Annotated in this window: 17 protein-coding genes; 13 read left to right on the forward strand and 4 right to left on the reverse strand. The window is 70.3% G+C overall.

The window, feature by feature from the left end; all coding sequences use genetic code 11:
• Window positions 1-222 precede the first annotated feature (222 nt).
• From C475_RS08060 to C475_RS08085, 6 genes are all read left to right on the forward strand, one after another.
• Complete coding sequence (locus tag C475_RS08060; protein ID WP_006883317.1) at window positions 223-669, forward strand: NUDIX hydrolase; 447 nt, start codon at window positions 223-225, stop codon at window positions 667-669.
• Between the two features lie 86 nt (window positions 670-755).
• Window positions 756-3,044: a DNA mismatch repair endonuclease MutL gene (gene mutL, locus C475_RS08065; protein WP_006883318.1), complete on the forward strand. Its 2,289-nt coding sequence runs from the start codon at window positions 756-758 to the stop codon at window positions 3,042-3,044.
• Window positions 3,045-3,260: 216 nt separating this feature from the next.
• Entirely contained in the window at window positions 3,261-4,202 is a 942-nt protein-coding gene (locus C475_RS08070) for a sugar kinase (RefSeq protein ID WP_006883319.1), read from the forward strand.
• Window positions 4,203-4,329: 127 nt separating this feature from the next.
• The gene (locus C475_RS08075) at window positions 4,330-5,562 is read left to right on the forward strand and encodes a hypothetical protein (protein ID WP_006883320.1); all 1,233 of its coding nucleotides are present in this window, start codon (window positions 4,330-4,332) and stop codon (window positions 5,560-5,562) included.
• 159 nt (window positions 5,563-5,721) lie between these two features.
• The gene (locus C475_RS08080; protein WP_006883321.1) at window positions 5,722-7,080 is read left to right on the forward strand and encodes an MFS transporter; all 1,359 of its coding nucleotides are present in this window, start codon (window positions 5,722-5,724) and stop codon (window positions 7,078-7,080) included.
• A gap of 47 nt (window positions 7,081-7,127) precedes the next feature.
• On the forward strand, window positions 7,128-7,535 hold the full coding sequence (locus tag C475_RS08085) for a hypothetical protein (protein WP_006883322.1): 408 nt from the start codon (window positions 7,128-7,130) through the stop codon (window positions 7,533-7,535).
• A 102-nt stretch (window positions 7,536-7,637) separates the two neighbouring features.
• On the opposite strand, the gene C475_RS08090 is transcribed toward C475_RS08085, so the two are convergent.
• Window positions 7,638-8,213 (reverse strand): LURP-one-related/scramblase family protein, encoded by a 576-nt coding sequence (locus C475_RS08090; protein ID WP_006883323.1) that lies wholly within the window; start codon window positions 8,211-8,213, stop codon window positions 7,638-7,640.
• An 86-nt stretch (window positions 8,214-8,299) separates the two neighbouring features.
• Window positions 8,300-9,127 (reverse strand): PIG-L deacetylase family protein, encoded by an 828-nt coding sequence (locus C475_RS08095; protein ID WP_006883324.1) that lies wholly within the window; start codon window positions 9,125-9,127, stop codon window positions 8,300-8,302.
• 114 nt (window positions 9,128-9,241) lie between these two features.
• Between C475_RS08095 and C475_RS08100 the strand changes: the two genes are divergently transcribed.
• From C475_RS08100 to C475_RS08110, 3 genes are all read left to right on the forward strand, one after another.
• A complete protein-coding gene (locus C475_RS08100) occupies window positions 9,242-10,462 on the forward strand; it encodes an aminotransferase class V-fold PLP-dependent enzyme (RefSeq protein ID WP_049930322.1) in 1,221 nt (406 codons plus the stop codon).
• A gap of 89 nt (window positions 10,463-10,551) precedes the next feature.
• A complete protein-coding gene (gene uvrA / locus C475_RS08105) occupies window positions 10,552-13,563 on the forward strand; it encodes an excinuclease ABC subunit UvrA (RefSeq protein WP_006883326.1) in 3,012 nt (1,003 codons plus the stop codon).
• A 142-nt stretch (window positions 13,564-13,705) separates the two neighbouring features.
• Window positions 13,706-14,746: a WD40/YVTN/BNR-like repeat-containing protein gene (locus C475_RS08110; protein ID WP_006883327.1), complete on the forward strand. Its 1,041-nt coding sequence runs from the start codon at window positions 13,706-13,708 to the stop codon at window positions 14,744-14,746.
• A gap of 37 nt (window positions 14,747-14,783) precedes the next feature.
• Here C475_RS08110 and C475_RS08115 read toward each other — a convergent pair whose 3' ends face one another.
• Window positions 14,784-15,170 carry a hypothetical protein gene (locus C475_RS08115; RefSeq protein ID WP_006883328.1) on the reverse strand — a complete coding sequence of 129 codons (387 nt, stop codon included), beginning with the start codon at window positions 15,168-15,170 and terminating at the stop codon, window positions 14,784-14,786.
• A gap of 129 nt (window positions 15,171-15,299) precedes the next feature.
• Window positions 15,300-15,836 (reverse strand): DUF1349 domain-containing protein, encoded by a 537-nt coding sequence (locus tag C475_RS08120; protein WP_006883329.1) that lies wholly within the window; start codon window positions 15,834-15,836, stop codon window positions 15,300-15,302.
• Between the two features lie 130 nt (window positions 15,837-15,966).
• On the opposite strand from C475_RS08120, the gene C475_RS08125 reads away from it, so the two are divergent.
• The 4 genes from C475_RS08125 to C475_RS08140 all read left to right on the forward strand — a co-directional run bounded on the left by C475_RS08125 (window position 15,967) and on the right by C475_RS08140 (window position 19,221).
• A complete protein-coding gene (locus C475_RS08125; RefSeq protein ID WP_006883330.1) occupies window positions 15,967-17,151 on the forward strand; it encodes a geranylgeranyl reductase family protein in 1,185 nt (394 codons plus the stop codon).
• A gap of 83 nt (window positions 17,152-17,234) precedes the next feature.
• Window positions 17,235-17,435 carry a DUF7333 family protein gene (locus C475_RS08130; RefSeq protein WP_006883331.1) on the forward strand — a complete coding sequence of 67 codons (201 nt, stop codon included), beginning with the start codon at window positions 17,235-17,237 and terminating at the stop codon, window positions 17,433-17,435.
• An 83-nt stretch (window positions 17,436-17,518) separates the two neighbouring features.
• A complete protein-coding gene (gene ygfZ, locus C475_RS08135; RefSeq protein WP_006883332.1) occupies window positions 17,519-18,676 on the forward strand; it encodes a CAF17-like 4Fe-4S cluster assembly/insertion protein YgfZ in 1,158 nt (385 codons plus the stop codon).
• A 47-nt stretch (window positions 18,677-18,723) separates the two neighbouring features.
• Window positions 18,724-19,221 (forward strand): hypothetical protein, encoded by a 498-nt coding sequence (locus tag C475_RS08140; RefSeq protein WP_006883333.1) that lies wholly within the window; start codon window positions 18,724-18,726, stop codon window positions 19,219-19,221.
• The last annotated feature ends 44 nt before the right edge of the window (window positions 19,222-19,265 follow it).

Consider the following 19,265-nt stretch of genomic DNA (forward strand, 5'->3'; position numbering starts at 1 on the left):
TCCGAGCGAACCGACGTATGGGTTTTGGTCATACCTCTTCCACCGGAGCGACGTCCGCCCGAGATAGTACAGAATCCGTACCTTTTGAGTGAATGGTCGTTATTATTATGAGACCTCGGAAGGCGACGTTCGACACCGGTGGCGGCCGCGACCGAGCGGCGGTCCGCCTCGGCGATGGTCCGGAGGGAAACGTTGACGGTGGTACGACGAAATCCCCATACCATGGGCGAATCGTACTTCAGAGGACACGTGACCCAGCGGGGGATCGTCTTCGGCCCGGGCGGTGACGTGTTGCTCGTGACGAGCGGGCTGCGTCCGTGGACGTTTCCGGGGGGACGGATCGAGGCGGAGGCGGACCCGGAAGCGGCGCTCCGGCGGACGCTCTACGAGCGGGTGGGTCTCCACGCGACCGTCGAGGAGCCGATCAAGACGGTGACCGACATCTGGGGAAGCGGCGACGAGCCGGTGTACGCGGTCCTCTACCGCGTCCAGGCTCGCAGCCGCGACGTGGAACTGGGCGAGAAACACGACGACTTCTGCTGGTACACTCCCGACGGCGCCGTCGAGGAGATGCACTTCAGGTCGCTGGAATCGGCCGTCGAGCGCGCGGTCGCGAACCACGAGGCCGCCGAGTGGACCGGCGAGACCGAAGACGGCGACGGCGAGTGATCGGTCGAGCGGTCGGGTCCGTACCCGACTGCGGTCCGGCCCGCGCTCCGGGACTGTTTTGAGGGGTCCGCACGGACGGGGTGGTGATGGTCGATATACGCCGGCTCGACGAGGCGACCGTCGAGCGCATCGCCGCCGGCGAGGTGGTCGAGCGCCCCTCGTCGGTCGTGAAGGAACTCGTCGAGAACAGCCTCGACGCCGACGCCACCCGCGTCGAGGTGACCGTCGAGCGCGGCGGCAAGGACGGCGTCACCGTCGCCGACGACGGCATCGGCATGACCGAGACCGAAGTCCGTCGCGCCGTCGAGGAACACACTACATCCAAGATCCGCGACATCGACGACCTCGAATCGGGCGTCGGGACGCTGGGCTTCCGCGGCGAGGCGCTGCACGCGGTCGGCGCCGTCTCGCGGCTGACGATCACGACCCGCCCACGGAGCGACCGCGACGTCGACAGCCGTCGCGGGACGGAACTTACCGTCGAAGGTGGCGAGGTGACGAGCGTCGAGCCCGCGGGCTGCCCGGAGGGCACGACGATCGAGGTCGACGACCTCTTTTTCAACGTTCCCGCCCGCCGGAAGTACCTCAAGCAGGACGGCACCGAGTTCGCCCACGTCAACACCGTCGTCACGAGTTACGCGCTCGCCAACCCGGATATCGCCGTCTCGCTGACCCACGACGGCCGCGAGACGTTCGCGACCACGGGACAGAACGACCGCCGCGAGGCCGTCATGTCCGTCTACGGCCGCGAGGTCGCCGAGTCGATGGTCGAGGTCTCGGCCGGCGGTGAGGGCGGTGGCGAGAGCGGCGACGACGGAGACGCCGCCCTGCCCGACGGCCCGCTCGGCGGGGTGTCCGGGCTGGTGAGCCACCCCGAAACCACCCGGAGCACCCGGGAGTACCTGTCGACGTACGTCAACGGCCGGTACGTCACCGCCGGCGCGGTCCGCGACGCCGTCATCGAGGCCTACGGCCACCAGCTCGCGCCCGACCGCTACCCCTTCGCCGTCCTCTTCCTCGACGTACCCGCCGGCGACGTGGACGTGAACGTCCACCCGCGGAAGCTGGAGGTCCGCTTCGCCGACGAGGAAGGCGTTCGCGAACAGATCGAGGCCGCCGTCGAGTCCGCGCTGCTCGAGGATGGCTTGCTCCGTAGCGGCGCCCCTCGCGGCAAGTCCGCCCCCGAGCAGGCCGAGATCGCCCCCGAAAGCAGTGAACCCGACGACGGAGCGGGCGGCGGTCCCACCGACGAGCCGGCCAGCCCGGAGGGGTCGTCGGGTACGACGGAACCGGCCGACGCGACTACGTCGGCGGGCGACGGCGAAGCGACCGCCGAAGCGCACGAACCGGACGCCGACGGGACGGTCGACTCGGCCGCCCCCTCCACGACGGGACCGACGTTCTCCTCGGACCCGTCCGCGCCCTCGCCCCGCTCGACGCCCCCCGCAGAGACCGATCCCTCGACGGAATCCAGTCCCGAAGGCGGCGAAGTCGGAAGCGATGCGGACGCGGCTTCGAGCCCAGAGGCCGTGACGGACGAACGCCGGGCGACCACCGACGTGATCGACGACGAAGCGGCTTCGGAGCCCGTCGCCGACGCGGGACCGACACCGGCCTCGTCCGACGACGGGGGTTCGGCGGATCCGACGCCGCCGACCGACGGTGAGGACCGCGCCCGCAAGTTCGCCGGTGGGCACGACCAGGCGCGACTCGGCGACGGGGAGCCGGTCGAGGCCGCCGCGGACGAGGCGTCGGCGTTCGACTCGTTGCCGTCGATGCGGGTGCTCGGTCAGCTCCACGGGACGTACGTCCTCGCCGAGACCGAGGAGGGGCTGGTCATGGTCGACCAGCACGCCGCCGACGAGCGGATCAACTACGAGCGGCTGCGCGAGCGCTTCGCCGGCGAGACGACGACGCAGGCGCTCGCCCAGCCCGTCGAACTCTCGCTGACGGCGCGGGAGGCGGAGCTGTTCGAGACTTACGGCGAGGCGCTCTCGACGCTCGGATTCCGCGCCGAGCGCGTCGGCGACCGGACGGTGGAAGTGCGGACCGTCCCCTCGCTGGTTGCCGACACGGCCGATCCCGACCTGCTGCGGGACGCGCTGGCCGCGTTCGTCGAGGGCGAGGGGTCGGCCGCTGAAACCGTCGAGGCCGCCGCCGACGAGTTGCTGTCGGATCTCGCCTGTTACCCCTCGATCACCGGCAACACCTCGCTGACGGAGGGGTCGGTGACGGATCTCCTCGAACGGCTCGACGACTGCGAGAACCCGTGGGCTTGCCCCCACGGCCGCCCCGTCGTCGTCGAGTTCGACCGCGACGAGATCGAGGCCCGCTTCGAGCGGGACTACCCCGGTCACGGCGGTCGACGGGACTGAGCGTCTGTTTTTGCGGCGATCTGCGGCGATGCGACACTCGCTCTGGCGACCGCTCTCCGCGACCGCAACCACTCATTCGTTCGCGGTCACGGTCGAGTCGGCGGTCACGGTCGCTCTCGCACACGATAGAGGGGCCGACGACCCGCTTCGATCACACGGACACGATCGCCAGCGAACGCCAAATGAACTAAACCGGATGCTACCGATCGGAGGGGTATGACAGAGCTGGTAACGTTCGGGGAGACCTCGCTGCGGCTGTCGCCGGCCGGCGAGGAGCGGCTGGAGACGGCGGAGGACGTGCGGATGCGGGTATCGGGCACGGAGAGCAACGTCGCCGTCGCGGCGAGCGCCATGGGGGCCGACGCGACCTGGCTGTCGAAGCTGCCGGACTCGCCGCTGGGCCGGCGGGTCGAACGGTCGCTGCACGCCCACGGCGTCGACACCGAGATCGCGTGGGCCGAGAAGGGTCGGCAGGGACTCCAGTTCGACGAGCAGGCGCCGGCGCCGCGGACCGACCGACTGGTCCAGGACCGCGACCGGGCCGCCGCGGCGTCGGTGACGCCCGGCGAGTTGCCGATGGACCGGATCCAGCGGGCCGACGCCACCTTCGTCGCCGGCAGCACGCTCTCGCTGTCGGGCGACATCGTCGAGACCGCCGAGGCGGTCCTCCGGGCGGCGGGCAACGGCCTGGTCGCGATGGATCTGGACTTCCAGCCCGGGCTCTGGTCTGTCGAGGCGGCCCGCGAGACGCTCGACGGCGTGTTCGACGCCGTCGACGTGCTGATCGCCAACGAGGACCAGGCCCGGACGATCTTCGACCGGACCGACGAACCGCGGACGTTCGCCCACGCGCTCGCCTCGAAGCGGTCGTTCGACACGGTCGTGATCACGCGCAGCGACCGCGGGGCGCTGGTCTGTAGCGACGGCGTGATCCACGAGCAAGACGGGATCGAGGTCGACGCGGTCGACCCGGCCGGCCAGCACGAGGCGTTTGCGGGCGCCTTCCTCGAACGGGTCCTCTCCGGCGCGGGCGCGAGCGAGGCGCTGACCCACGGCGTGGCGAGCGCGACGCTGGCCCGGACGATCCCGGGGTCGATGACGACCGCGAGTCGCGAGGAGGTCGAGGCGCTGGTCGACCAGCTCGGGGACGGCCGCTGACCGCTGTTTCGCCGCCGAACGGGGTACCCGGTGGGAACGCCGGGGAGCTGCGGGCCCGCGGATGCGCGGGACGGGACGACGGTGAGATGCCGACAGAGATATGAGGTGGCCAGCCGAGGGTCCAGCCATGCCACGGGCACACACGAGGGCGGCCACGATCGCGTTCGCGGTGTTCGTCGCCAGCGCGTCGTTCGTCGGGGGCGTCGGCGCGCAGTCGTCTGACAGCGTCACACTCACCGTCACCGTCGTCGACGAGGGCGGAAACCCACTGAGTGACGCGCAGCTGTCGGCCACGTGGGACGGCGGCGGCCCGGTCAACCGCACTACCGCCGGCAACGGTAAGGCGTTCGTCGACGTGGACGAAGGAGCCGACGTGGCTATCCGGGTGGACCACCCGAACTACGTCCGCAACCAGCCGTACGTCGTCGAAAACGCCAGCGAAGGCGACGTGACGATCGAAGTCGCTCGGGACGGTCGAGCGACGGTCACCGTCGAAGGGGCCGAGGGGCCGCTCGACAACGCTATCGTGCGCATGTTCCACGACGGCCAGCCGGTGATCAACGAGCGGACGGCCGCCGACGGGACGTTCACGACGCCCGAGATCGAGCAGGGCAACTACACGCTCATCACGTTCAAGGAGGGGTATCTGCGCAACCGGACGACGCTGACCGTCGACGGGCAGGTCGAGCAGACGATGGGGATCCGCCAGGAGTCGGTGCTGGTCACCTTCGACGTCAGCGACGACCACTTCGACCCGCCGCGGGCGGTGACGAACGCGAACGTCACGGTCCCGGGCGTCGCCGACGTGACCACCCAGGGGACCGGCACCGTCAGCGTGAGCATGCCCGTCAACGACGCCTACGAGGTCACGGTCACCAAGCCCGGCTACGAGTCGGTCACCGAGCGGCTCAGCGTCCGCGAGTCCGAGACCGCGCTCAACGCGACCATCCAGCGGACTCCCGCCGTCAGCCTCCGCGCCGACAACGACCGCGTCGTCGTCGGCGAGACGGTCCGTGTGACCGTCACCGACGAGTACGGCAACCCCGTCCCCGGTGCGGCCGTCAGCCGGGCCGGCACGTCCGTCGGCGAGACCGACGCCGACGGCGTCCGTAGCGTCCCCGTCGAGAGCGCCGGGAACGTCACTATTTCCGCCGAGGCCGACGGACGAACGGCCGAGATAACCGTCGAGGGCGTCGGGTCGGGCGGCGCGTCGACCGCGACGGCCACTGCGACCGCCTCCGCCACGGCCACCGGGACGCCGACCGAAACCTCCGGCGGCTTGGGTCCGGGCTTCGGCGTCGCGGGCGCGCTCGTCGCGCTCCTCGTCGGCGCACTGGCCGCCCGGCGCCGCGGCGAGTGATCGCCGAAGTTCGCCCGACCGCGACCGGCGTCGGACCGCCGCCGACTCACCTCGACGAACTATATAGCCGATCGGTCGAGAACGTCACGCAGGGGAGCGTATACCGGAAATCGTCGCCGCGTCGCCGGGGTTTAGGTCCGGTGGAGTGAACCTCGGACCATGGCAACGGAGTCGCCGAGCGTCCGGTCGACGGTGCGGCAGTTCTTCTCGCTGGAGCGGGACGTACTGGTCCTCTCGCTGGCGATGTTCGCCTTCAGCCTCGGCTTTCAGATGACCGGCCGCTACCTCTCGGAGTACCTGGTCGTCCTCGGCGCCTCCCCGTTCGTCGTCGGCCTCTACGGCTCCTTTGGCAATATCATCAGCGCGGTCTACCCCTACGCGGGCGGCGTCTTCTCCGACCGCGTCGGGTCCCGCTACGCCCTGACGCTGTTCGGCCTCCTCTCGACGCTGGGGTTCCTGTTCTGGCTGGTCGCGCCGCTCGTCGGACCGCTCGACCTCGGAGCCCTCGTCCTCGAACCGTGGCTGTGGATCTTCGTCGGCCTCGTCCTCGCCCAGGCGTGGAAGTCGTTCGGGCTGGGGGCGACCTTCGCCATCGTCAAGCAGAGCGTCCCCGACGACCGGCTGGCCCGCGGGTTCGCCAGCACGGAGACGTTCCGCCGGAGCGCCTTCCTGATCGGCCCGCTGCTGGCGGCCGGCCTCCTCTTTCTCGTCGGCGGGGGGAGCGAGTCGGACATCCTCCCGGGCTTCCTGTACGTCCTCGGCGTCGCGGTCGTCTTCGGCGTCGTCGCCACGGCGATCCAGCACGTCAGTTACGAGTCCGACGCCGACTCGTTCGGAACGGAGTTCGAAGGCGTCTCCCAGATCCGGAGCGACCTGGCCGATCTGCCCGCGGTGCTCCGGCCGCTGCTCGTCGCCGACACGCTCGTCCGCTTCGCCAACGGCATGGTGTACGGCTTCTTCATCCTCGTGATCACCCGCATCTGGGAACTCGACGTGACCCTGTTCGGGGTCTACCTCAACCCGGCCGTGTTCTTCGGCGTCTTGCTGGGCGTCGAGATGGTCGTCGCGCTGGTCTCGATGGCGCCCACGGCCATCGCCGCCGAGCGCGTCGGCCTCAAGCCCGTCGTCGCGCTCGGGTTCACCGTCTACGCGGTCTTCCCGGTGCTGTTGATATTCGCCCCGGCCGACCCGCTGGTCGTCACCGCCCTGTTCGCGTTCTCCGGGCTGCGCTTCGCGGGGCTCCCCTCCCACAAGGCGCTCATCGTCGGTCCCGCCGAGCGCGACGCCGGCGGCCGCGTCACCGGCGCCTACTACCTCCTCCGGAACGCGATCGTCATCCCCAGTGCCGCCCTGGGGGGCTACCTCTACGACAGCGACTGGACGGTCGACCTGCCCGCCGGCCCGCTGGAGGTGCTGACCGCCGGACCGGAACTCGCCTTCTCCGTCGCCACCGTCGTCGGCGTCGTCGGGGTCGCGTACTTCGTCGTCTTCGGCGAGGAGTTCGCCGCCTACGCCTGACGACTGCCGGCAACAGGCCTTTCTCCGCGCGATCGGTATGGTACAACATGGCAACCGACGGCGACCGGCCGGGCGACGACCTGACCGAGCGGGAAGTCGACGCACTGCACGAGATCGAACTCGGGGTGGAGTGGCTCCGCCGGGCCCACGGCAAGCTCGTCGCGTTCCACCACAACACCGGCCACGCGATGGAGCACCTCGCCGAGGCCGAACAGCTGCTCCGCGAGAGCGGCCACGATGAGTTCGCGGACGAGATCCGCGACGACCACCTCCCCCGTGGCGTCGTCGACGAGGACCGCTGGTCCTACGACGTGCTGTCGTCGTTCGAGCGCGATTTCATGGCCGACGTGAGCGGCCTGGCCGACCGCGCGCGCACCGACCTCGCCGACGGCCGCCACCACGTCGCCGAGCGCCGGCAGGAACAGGAGTGGAAGCGCGACGCCGACGGGGAGTGACCGCTCGCGATCACGACGGCTCCGTCGCTCCGCGGTGTCCTCTGGCGCGCCCCGCCCGACGCGACGACCCCGAACCCCGCATCCGTGCGGGGAGACCGGGCGTCAGTTACCCTGGATCGCGTCGATGACCATCGCCGCAGCGATGATCGGTTCTTTCGGGACGTTGCTGGCGTCGTCGATGGTGATCTCGTAGCGGTCCTTCAGCGAGAACTGCCCCTCGATGGAGCCGACGTGGTCGCCGTCGAGGTCGGTGATCTCGTACTTGTGCGGGATGATCTCGCCGAACGGCAGGAGGTTCCGAGCGAGCGTGACCAGCGCGCCCCGGGAGTTGATCTCGGCGATCTTCGACTCGTCGCGCGCGTCGCGGATCTTCCAGGTGTCCTGCAGGAGCGAGTAGTCGTTGTCGAGGACGACCAGATCCTCGCCCGTCTGGGCGTCCGAGAGGACGTAGTTGCCGGCCACGTCGATGATGCCGCCGGCCTTGACGGTGAACACATCGTTGTCGTTCCCGTCCGTGAACGGGAACTCCTCTTTCATCTTCAGCATCTTCTGCTTGCCGCGCAGGACGACGTTGCCCGCCGCGTCCGTCGCCTTGTACTTGTTCCGGATCAGCGACTGTTCGACCGTGTAGCTGTCGTCTCTCAGTTCGATCCCCGCGATATCGTAGCTCCCAGCCATGTGTGCCCTAACTGTTCTACCCCTGGTATTTAAACATCGGTGTCAGTAGGTCGCCGCCGGCCCGTCCGGCCGCCGTGCTCGCCGGGTCAGAAGAAAAACAGCCGTTCGCGGCGCTCGTCGGTCAACGGGGCGCCGTACTCGGAGACTTCGACGGCCTCGGCGTGGTCGACCGCCGTGCCCCGCTCGTCGCCGTATCGCTCCTTTAGTTCCGCCCGGAAGCGGTCGGCGACGTTCACCTCGGTGTTCGCCGAGAAGTGGTCGAGTCCCGCCTCGGCGAGCCACTCGCGTCGGGCGGCGTCGCCGTCGGGCACCTCCTCGAGGACGCCGAAGGTGTAGGGGAGCCACTCGTACATCTGCGACTCGTGGCAGTCGAGCGCGTCGAGCTTCCGGTCGGCCACGTCGGACACGTCCAGCACTACGTCCGGTTCGAACGGCGCGGGCTTGCGGAAGCCGTCGGCGACGTAGCCGAACACGGGGTTGTCGTCCATCGGCGGCGTGTCGGGACAGACGTTCGGGACGATCAGCATGTAGGCCGTGTCGCGGAGCAACTCGGCGGCGTAGCGGTGGTCCGGGTGGTAGTCGTTCGGACGGGGACCGAGTACGAGGTCGGGGTCGACCTCGCGGACGAAGCGGGTCAGCCGGTTGCGGTGTTCGAGCGCGGGTTCGAGTTCCCCGTCGGGGACGTCGAACACCTCGTAGTCGATCCCGAGCGTCTCGGCGACGGCTTCGGTCTCGCGCTTGCGGCGGGCGGCGACGGTCTCGCGGTCGTCCTCGTGATGGCCCGCGCTCCCGTCGGTCACGGAGAGGAAAGTCACGTCGCGGTCGGCCTCGACGTACGTCGCGGCGATGCCGCCGGCTTTGATCGCGCAGTCGTCGGGGTGGGCGCCGACGACGAGGAGACTGGGGTCGGTCACGTCCGCAGGTCGCTCCGTGAGCGGGAAACGGTTGCGAACCTCCACGTTCGTTCCGCGACCGGACTGCGAACCGCTGTCCGCGACTTTAACCGGGACAGCCGCGAACCCGATACCATGACAGACGGCTCCGTCTACGAGGAACTGGGCGTCTCGACGGTCGTCAACGCCGCGGGGACCAAGACGCGGATCGGCGGCAGTCGCATCCGCCCCGAAGCCCGCGAGGCGATGGACCGGGCCGCCGAGGCGTTCGTCCGCCTCTCGGATCTGCAGGCGGCCGCGAGCGACCGCATCGCCGAGGTGACCGGCGCCGAAGCCGGGTACGTCACCAACGGCGCGGCGGGCGCGCTCCTGCTGGCCGCCGCCGCGAGCATCGCCGGCACGGACCCGGGGACGATGGCTCGCCTGCCCGACACCGAGGGCGTCGCCGACGAGATCGTGATGCCCCGCACCCACCGCACCGGCTACGACCACGCGCTCCGTACGGCAGGGGCGACCATCGTCGACGTCGGGACCAACGACGCGACCCTCGGCACCGGCGCCCGCAACGTCGAGCCCTGGGAGTACACCGACGCCATCGGCGAGGACACCGCCGCCGTCGCCCACGTCTACAAGGCCTACGAGGGACCGCCGCTGGCCGAAATCTGTGAGATCGCCCACGACCACGGCGTGCCCGTGATCGTCGACGCCGCGGCGGAACTCCCGCCGAAGTCGAACCTCTCGTGGTTCACCGACCAGGGCGCGGATCTGGTCGCGTTCAGCGGCGGCAAGGGGATCCGCGGGCCCCAGACCACCGGTATCCTTGCCGGCCGCGCCGACCTGATCGAGTCGGTCGCCGCACAGCACCTCGACACCCACGCCACCGCGTCGGTCTGGGACCCGCCCGAGCGCCTGCTCGACGCCGACCGGTTCGACGGGGTGCCCAGACAGGGCGTCGGCCGCCCGCTCAAGGTCGGCAAAGAGGAACTCGTCGGCCTGCTGGCCGCCCTGGACGCCTTCCTGGCGGAGGACCACGAGGCGCTCGGCCGGGAGTGGCGCGAGCGCGCCGAGCGAGTCGCCGCGGATCTCGACGGCCTCGACGGCCTCTCGACGACGATCGAGGACGGCGCGAAGTCGGTCGCACCGACGGTGAGCGTGACCGTCGACGCGGAGACGGCCGGTCGCTCGGCCGCCGCCCTCGTCCTCGCGCTCAGACGGGAGGACCCGCGCGTGTTCGTCGGCGCCGACGGAGTCGACGGCGGGGTCTTCACCGTGAGTCCGATCTGTCTGACCGACGGCGAGGCCGACCACGTCGTCGCACGCATCCGGTCGAACCTGGGAAGCGAGTCCGGGAACTGAGCGGGCGGTTCGACCGCCCGGGAAACCGGCGACTCGGCGGACCGCGAAACCGACAGCGTTTCACACCACCGAGCCTTGGCGAAGGATAGATGAGCAAAGACGTCATCGAGGTCCGCGGGGCAGAGGAACACAACCTCAAGGACGTCGACGTAACGATCCCACGGGAGGAACTGACGGTCGTCACGGGGCTGTCGGGGTCGGGGAAGTCCTCGCTCGCGTTCGACACCGTCTACGCGGAAGGGCAACGGCGCTACATCGAGTCGCTGTCGGCCTACGCCCGGAACTTCCTCGGCCAGATGGACAAGCCGAAAGTCGAGAACGTCGAGGGGCTGTCGCCGGCAATCTCTATCGACCAGAAGAACGCCGCCAACAACCCCCGCTCGACCGTCGGCACCGTCACCGAACTCCACGACTACCTGCGCCTGCTGTACGCCCGCGTCGGCGTCCCCCACTGCCCGGAGTGTGGGCGCGAAGTGGGCGAGCAGTCCGCCCAGCACATGGTCGACCGCGTGCTCGAACTCCCGGAGGGCACCCGCGCGAAGGTCCTCGCACCGGTCGTCCGCGACCAGAAGGGCGCCTTCGAGGACCTCTTCGACGACCTCGTCGCCGAGGGGTACGCTCGCGTCGAGGTCGACGGCGAACAGCACGACCTCTCGCTCGACCGGCCGGACCTGGACGAGAACTACGACCACACCATCGACGTGGTCGTCGACCGCGTGAAGGTGAGTCCGGAGGCCCGCTCCCGGATCACCGACTCCGTCGAGACGGCGCTGGAAGAGAGCGACGGCATCATCAAGGTCGCCGTCCCCGACCCGCCCGAGGACGTGGAACTGGGCGGCGCCGAGTCGCGGTCGGTCGGTGACCTGGGCGACGCCGGCGAGGACGCCAGCGGTGACGGGGACGACGGCGACGCCGACCGCCTCGTCGTCGAGTTCTCCGAGGATCTGGCGTGTACGCACTGCAACGTCGACATCAGCGAGATCGAGACCCGGTCGTTCTCGTTCAACAGCCCCTACGGCGCCTGTCCGGAGTGCGAGGGCCTCGGCGAAACCAAGGAAGTCAGCGAGGACCTGGTGATCCAGGACCCCTCGAAACCCCTGAAGCACGTCTTCGAGCCCTGGAGCTACGACCGGACCTACTACTCGCGACAGCTCGACAACGTCGCCGAGCACTTCGGCGTCTCGCTGTCGACGCCCTTCGAGGAGCTGGACGAGTCGATCCGCCGGCAGTTCCTCTACGGCACCGACTCGCGCGTCCACTTCGAGTGGCGGACCAAGAACGGGACTCGCGAGAAGACCGAGCGCTTCGAGGGCGTCATCCCCAACCTCGAACGGCGCCACGTCGAGACCGACTCGGACCGGGCCCGCGAGCACATCGAGGAGTACATGGCGACCACGAGGTGCCCCGCCTGTGACGGGACTCGCCTGAAAGCCGAGTCGAGGGCCGTCCTCGTCGACGGCACCGCCGTCACCGAGGTGAATCGACTCTCCATCGGCGACGCCCTGGAGCACTTCGAGAACCTCGAACGCACGCTCGGCCCCCGCGACACGAAGATCGCCGAGGAGATCTTGAAGGAGATCCGCGCCCGGCTCGGGTTCATGTGCGAGGTCGGCCTCGACTACCTCACGCTCGACCGGGAGGCCGCCACGCTCTCGGGCGGCGAGAGCCAGCGCATCCGCCTGGCGACCCAGATCGGCAGCGGGCTCGTGGGCGTGCTGTACGTCCTCGACGAGCCCTCTATCGGGCTGCACCAGCGCGACAACGACCGCCTGCTGAACACGCTCGCCGAACTGCGCGACCTCGGGAACACCCTGCTCGTCGTCGAACACGACACCGAGACGATGCGGCGGGCGGACACCATCGTCGACATGGGGCCCGGCCCCGGCAAGCGCGGCGGCGAGGTCGTCGTCAACGGCGACTTCGACGAGGTGATCGACACCGACGAGTCCACGACCGGCGACTACCTCTCCGGCGAGAAGGCCATCCCGGTCCCCGCGGAACGGCGCGACCCAGACGGCCACCTCACCATCGAGGGCGCCCGCCAGCACAACCTGAAGGACCTGGACGTGGACCTCCCGATCGGCTGTTTCACCGCCATCACGGGCGTCTCGGGCTCCGGCAAGTCCACGCTGATGCACGACGTGCTGTACAAGGCGCTGGCCCGCGAGATGCACGGCAACTCCGACGTGAACCCCGGCGAGCACGACGGCCTCTCCGGCCTCGACGCCATCGAGACGGTGCGGCTGATCGACCAGTCGCCCATCGGCCGCACCCCGCGGTCGAACCCCGCGACCTACACGAACGTTTTCGACCACATCCGCGAGCTGTTCGCCGAGACGAACCTCGCCAAGCAGCGGGGCTACGAGAAGGGCCGGTTCTCGTTCAACGTCAAGGGCGGCCGCTGCGAGGAGTGTGGTGGCCAGGGCACCGTCACCATCGAGATGAACTTCCTGTCGGACGTGCAGGTGCCATGCGAGGAGTGTGGCGGCGCCCGCTACAACCGCGAGACGCTGGACGTGACCTACAAGGACGCCACCATCGCGGACGTGCTCGACATGAGCATCGACGAGGCCTACGACTTCTTCGAGGGCCACAGCCAGATCCGGCGCCGGCTGAAACTCCTGAAGGACGTCGGCCTGGACTACATGCAACTGGGCCAGCCCTCGACGACGCTGTCGGGCGGGGAGGCGCAACGGGTGAAGCTCGCCGAGGAGCTGGGGAAGAAAGACTCCGGCGAGACGCTGTATCTCCTCGACGAGCCGACCACGGGGCTGCACCCCCACGACGAGCGCAAGCTCATCGACGTGCTCCACCGCCTGACCGACGACGGCAACACCGTCGTCGTCATCGAGCACGAACTCGACCTCGTGAAGAACGCCGACCACATCGTCGACCTCGGTCCCGAAGGCGGCGAAGCGGGCGGCCAGCTCGTCGGCGAAGGGACGCCGGAGGACGTGGCCCGCACCGACGAATCCTACACCGGGAAGTACCTCCGTGACCTGCTGCCCGACGTGGACCTAGAGGGGCCCCGGGGCGACCGCGTCGTCACTGCCGACGCCGACGGCGAGGTCGAGCAGGCGCCGCGAGCCGACGACGACTGAAACTCGCTGCGGCCCGCGTTTTACGCGATAGCGCTCTCGCTCGGCTCGGAACGGTTCGATCGCCGCTCCGTTCCCGCCACATCGACGTTCCTGAACTCGATTTCAGCGATCGTTCAAGAGCCTCCCGGCCCTCCGTTCGAACATGCCCGACACCACCGCCTACGCCGCGCTCGACGACCGCCTGCTCGTCGTCCGCGGTGACGGCGACGACTGGACCGCCCGCGAGGCGCTCGCGGGACGCGATCTCCAATCGGTCGCCGCGAACCCGGAGCGACCGGACCGCGCGTTCGTCGGCACCGTCGGGTCCGGGATCCGCCGGACGACCGACGCGGGAGCGACCTGGGAACGCGTCGCACCCGATATCGACGACCGCGTGACCGCGGTGGCTGTCAGCCCCCATGATCCCGACACCGTGTGGGCCGGCACCGAACCGTCGGCCGTCTACCGATCCACCGACGGCGGTGACGCCTGGACGGCCCTGCCGCCGCTGACCGACCTCCCCTCGGAGTCCGAGTGGTCGTTCCCGCCGCGGCCCCACACCCACCACGTCCGCTGGCTGGAACCGGACCCGCACGACCCCGAGCGTCTGTACGTCGCCATCGAGGCCGGTGCGCTCGTGGTGACAGCGGACGCGCTGGCGAGTCTCGACGGCGAAACCGACGGCGCCGACTTCTGGCGGGACCGCCCCGAGGGCGCCCGCTACGACAACCACACGCTCGCCACTCACCCCGACGCCGAGGGTCGGGTCTACACCGCCGCCGGCGACGGCTACGCACAGTCCGAGGACGGCGGCGACACCTGGGCGTACCCGCAGGAGGGGCTCGACCACGGCTACGTCTGGGGACTGGCCGTCCCGCGCGCCGACCCCGACACCGTCGTGGTCTCCGCCGCCAGCGGCGCCCGGAGCGCACACAGCGTCTCGGCCGCCGAGGCGTCCGTCTACCGTACCACGAACGCGGGCGGAGACGAACCGACTGAGTGGCACCTCGCGATGAACGGCCTCCCCGAGCCCGAGGGCACCGTCCGGTCGCTCCTCGCCGCGAGCGGGGGGTCGGTCCTGTTCGCACTGAACAACCGCGGGCTGTACCGCTCGGTCGACGCCGGCGCCTCGTGGGGGCGCGTCCCTCTGGAGTGGCCCGACGCCTACGAGGCCCAGACGCCCCACGGGCTGGCCGTGGTGTGAGCGGGCGCGGACGGGCGCGACCGCTCGTTCGCGCCGCTTACAGCGCCGCGCCCACGCCGTAGACGACCATCGTCGTCACGACGGCCGCGGCCGCCGCGACGGCGATCACCTGGAACGCCTTGATCCGGTCCTGTTTGACGGCTTCGGCCTCGGCGACCGACCCGGCGCTACCGCCCGACCCCGAGAGGTCGTAGCGGGCCAGCGCGCCGAAGCCCGCGCAGAAGCCCATCCGGTCCTGGACGACGCCCATGAACCCGCCGAACAGCAGCGGGAACGACCCCAGCAGGAGCCCGGCGGGCCGGCCCGTCCCGAGGACGACACCGGCGTACGCCGCCGCCGCGAGAAAGGAGGCCGCACCCAGCGTCCGCCGCTTGCGCCGCTCGTCGCGCCCGATGTTGCAGACGCCCGGTTGATACTCGCTCATGACCGTGTCTGTGGACCGGTCCGATATAAGCCCACCAGCAAACAGCGTCGGTACCGCCGGCAAACAGGGTCGACGCCGGCCCCGCGGACGGGCACTCGCACCCGCTCACGCGTGCGAGCCGGGAGGTGGTCACTCGGTCTCGACGCTGAATCCCTCGAAGGTGGTCCGGAACCCGTCGCCTTTCGGTGCGGCCGCCATCGGTCCGACCCGGAGCCGCTCGGCCTCGCTCAGGGACGCCTGACGGATCATCACGTAGTCGTCGCCGTCGCGGGAGAACGACACCTCGACGGTCGAACCGGTGCGCTCGACCCGGACCCACACCGACTCGGGGTCGTCGTTCAGGGGCGACTTCGACCAGTCGGAGACGCCTCTGGTCACGACGGCGCCGACCTGCTGGACGCCGTCGACGTACTCGACGCCGCATTTCAGCCAGGTCTCGGCGTCCTCACGGACCATCAGTCCCGCCTGGTCGTACAGCGTCCCGTACTCGCCGGCGACTTCGACCGTCGCGGTGAAGTCCCCGGCCACGTCGCGGTGGAAGAAGTGCCCGTCGTCCGCGACGAAGCCGTGTTTCGTGACCCGCCAGAAGTCGGTCTCTCCGTCCGCCTCGACGGTGAGCCGGTCCGCCGAGTGGTCCCAGGACGCCGGTTCGTTGAGCCACTCCATGACGGCGATAGGCGGACCGCGGCGATAAACCCACGCGTGGGGGAGAACGAGACCGGTGGCGGACCCCCGTGGGCGGGACGGCGCCGGTCGGACTGAAAGATACTTTATCACGACGCGCCACAGGGGTCGTATGCACGATTTCGTCGTCGTGGGCTGTGGTCCCGCGGGCTCGCGGTTCGCCCGCCGCGCCGCCGAGGCGGGGTACGACGTGCTCGCCTTCGAACAGGGCGAGGTCGGCGAGCCTCTGGCCTGCTCGGGCCACGTCTCCACCGACGTCTGGGAGTTCACACCGGACGGCGCCCGCGAGCGGCTCCTGCAGAACGTCGTCCACGGCGCCCGCTTCCACCTCGGCGGCCCACGCGGCGACCCGCCGGGAGACCCCCGTTCGAACGGTCACGCCCCCCGCCACCGCCTCGCGGACCGCGACGAGTCGAACGGTGCCGACCGCGCCGGCGAGTTCCCGGCCACGTCCTACCCCTTCTACAAGGACGAACAGGTGTCGAACGTCATCGACCGCGTCGGTCTCGACCGGGAACTCGCCGACGCCGCGCGGGAAGCGGGCGTCGACCTCCGGGAGCACCACACCGTCGTCGGCGTCTCCGAGTTCCGCGACCGCGTCGAAGTCGAGGTGCGTGGCCCGGACGGCGTCGAGACCCACGAGGCGCGGATGGTCGCCGGCTGTGACGGGCCGAAATCCCGGGTCCGGCGCGAACTCGACATGGCCGAACCCGACGAGTTGCTCCACGGCGTCCTCGGGTTCAGCGACGAGGACGACGACACCGACTTCGTCGACGTCCACCTCACCGTTCCGGAGTTTTTCGCCTGGCGGATCCCGCGGGGAGAGGCGGGCGTCGAGTACGGGCTCGCGACCCCGCCGAGCGCGGACGTACGCGAGCGGTTCGACCGGTTCACTGCCGACTACGGCGTCGAAACCGACCGCCGGTGTTCGGGGCTCATCCCCGTCGGCCCGCCCGATTCGGTGACGAGCCGCCGGGCGTTCCTGATCGGTGACGCCGCCGCCCAGACCAAGCCGTTCACCGGCGGCGGCATCCGCTACGGGATGACCGCCGCCGACCACGCCGCCCGGCAGATCGACCCGCGCGACCCGGCCACGCTGTCCGGCTACGAGCGCGCCTGGCGCGACGACCTCGAACGCGAGATCGAACTCGGCCACTGGATCCGGCGGGCGTACTCGCTGCCCGAACCCGTCCAGCGAGTCGGCCTCCGGGCGTTCTCCGGCGAGATCGGCGTCCACATGGACCGCCCGACCAGCGTCTTCTCGGTCGAACAGCTCAAGTCGATGCTGCGCGGGTGAGGTCGGTCGACCGGCGTTCGGGTCCCGCGTGACCGGTGAGAATCCCCGTAACGCTGATTGAGAGCGGTTCCTAACCCCCTGCCATGGAACTCGACCTGCCGAAGACGGCCGCGGTGTTCGTCGTCCTGATCGCCGTCGGCATCGGCGGACTGATCGGCGCGCCGATCCCGATGGGTACCGACACGATCCTGATGATGGTCGCCCCCTCGATGATCGTCTTCGGGCTGATCTGTCTGGCGATCGGCGTCGCCCACGGGCAGTACCGCGCCGGCGCGACGCGGTGATCTAAGCGGCGCCGTCCTCGACGGCGTCGACACCGTTCCCCGCTCCGCAAGACGTAACCCGACACCGCTCCCAAATCGGGGCAATGACGGTCATCGAGTCGGTCCACGCGGACCACGGCGCGACGTTCGAGGAACGCGGCGACCGCCGGGTAGTGGCCCACTACGGCCGGCCCGCCCGGACCCACGCCGCCGTTCGCAACGTCGTCGGCGTCACCGAACGGGGCCACGGCGTTCTCACGGTCGAGGGCGACGACCGCGTCGCGTTCGTCGACAACGCCGTCTCGAACCGCGTCCCGCGCGAGGACGGCGAGGGCTGCTACGCTCTCCTGCTGGACCCTCAGGGGGGAATCGAGACGGACATGTACGTCTACAACGCGGCCGCCGGCGACCGCTTGCTCGTCTTCCTCCCGCCTTCCGAGCACGAACGGGTCGCCGAGGACTGGCGCTCGAAGACGTTCATCCAGGACGTCGAAATCACCGACGCCTCCGACGACTTCGGCGTCTTCGGCGTCTACGGCCCGCAGGCTACCGAGAAGATCGCGAGCGTCCTCAACAAGGCCCCCTCGCCCGACCGCCCCCTTTCGTTCGTCCGCGGAACGATGGCCGACGCCGGCGTCACCGTGATCCGCGACGACGGCCTGGCCGGCGAGGAGGGCTACGAGGTAGTCTGTGCCGCGAGCGAGGCCGCAGACGTGTTCGACACCCTCGAAAACCGCGGGCAAGCCGCCGCGCCCTTCGGATACCACACCTGGGAGACGCTGACGCTCGAAGCCGGCACGCCGCTGTTCGAGACCGAGTTGTCGGGCCGGATCCCCAACGTCTGCGGCGTCCGCAACGCCTTGGACTTCGAAAAGGGGTGTTACGTCGGCCAGGAGGTCGTCTCCCGCGTCGAGAACCGCGGGCGGCCGAGCAAGCGACTCGTCGGACTGGTCGTCGACGCGGGCGGCGACGCAGAGGACGCCGACGGCGAGAGCGACGTGCAACGCGTTCCGGCGGCCGGCGCGGCGGTGTTCGACGGCGACGCCGCCGTCGGCGAGGTGACCCGCGCCGCCGACAGTCCGACCCGGACCGAACCGGTCGCACTCGCCGCCGTCGACAGCGACGCGACGGCGGGCGACGCGGCCAGCGACCTGACGGTCCGCGTCGACGGCGCGGAACGGCCGGCCGCCCGCGTCGCGCTCCCGTTCGTCGGGGGGAGCGACGAGTCGGCCCGCCGGCCGCAGTACCCCGACGCCGACTGACTCCCGCCGACGCTGGTTCCCCGCCGCTCCGACACCGCACACCTCCCATGCCGTTCACACCCTTCCACCTCGGCCCGGCGCTGCTCCTGAGCGGGCTCGCACCCCGCCGGCTGGACCTCCCGACGCTGTTGGTCGCCAGCGTCGTGATCGACGTGCGGGCGGCGCTGGTCGTCTTCGGCCCGCTCGGCGGACCGGTCCATGGCCCCCTCACGACGTTCCTCGGCGCGACCGTCGTCGCGACGCTGGTGGCCGGCGCCGCGCTGTCGCTACCGGCTCGCCTCGGTGGACTGGCCGACCGCGTACGTCCGGACGCGACGGTCGGGACGGCCGCCGTCGCCGCGGGGGCGCTCGCCGGCGCGTGGTCGCACGTCCTCCTCGACGCCGCGCTGTACCACGACGTTGCTCCGTTCTTCCCGCTTGCGGGCAACCCGTTCCTGGTGGACGCGTTCGGGCTCGTCTACGGCGCCTGCGTCGCGGCCGGACTGGCCGGGGCCGTACTGCTCGCAGCCCGGTACGCCCGCTCGGCCCGCACCGACACCTCGTGAGGTAGTATCCGACCTGTCGAACGACTGGACTCGACCGTTCTCGC

The sequence above is a fragment of the Halosimplex carlsbadense 2-9-1 genome (genome assembly GCF_000337455.1).
Classification (GTDB): Archaea; Halobacteriota; Halobacteria; order Halobacteriales; family Haloarculaceae; genus Halosimplex; species Halosimplex carlsbadense.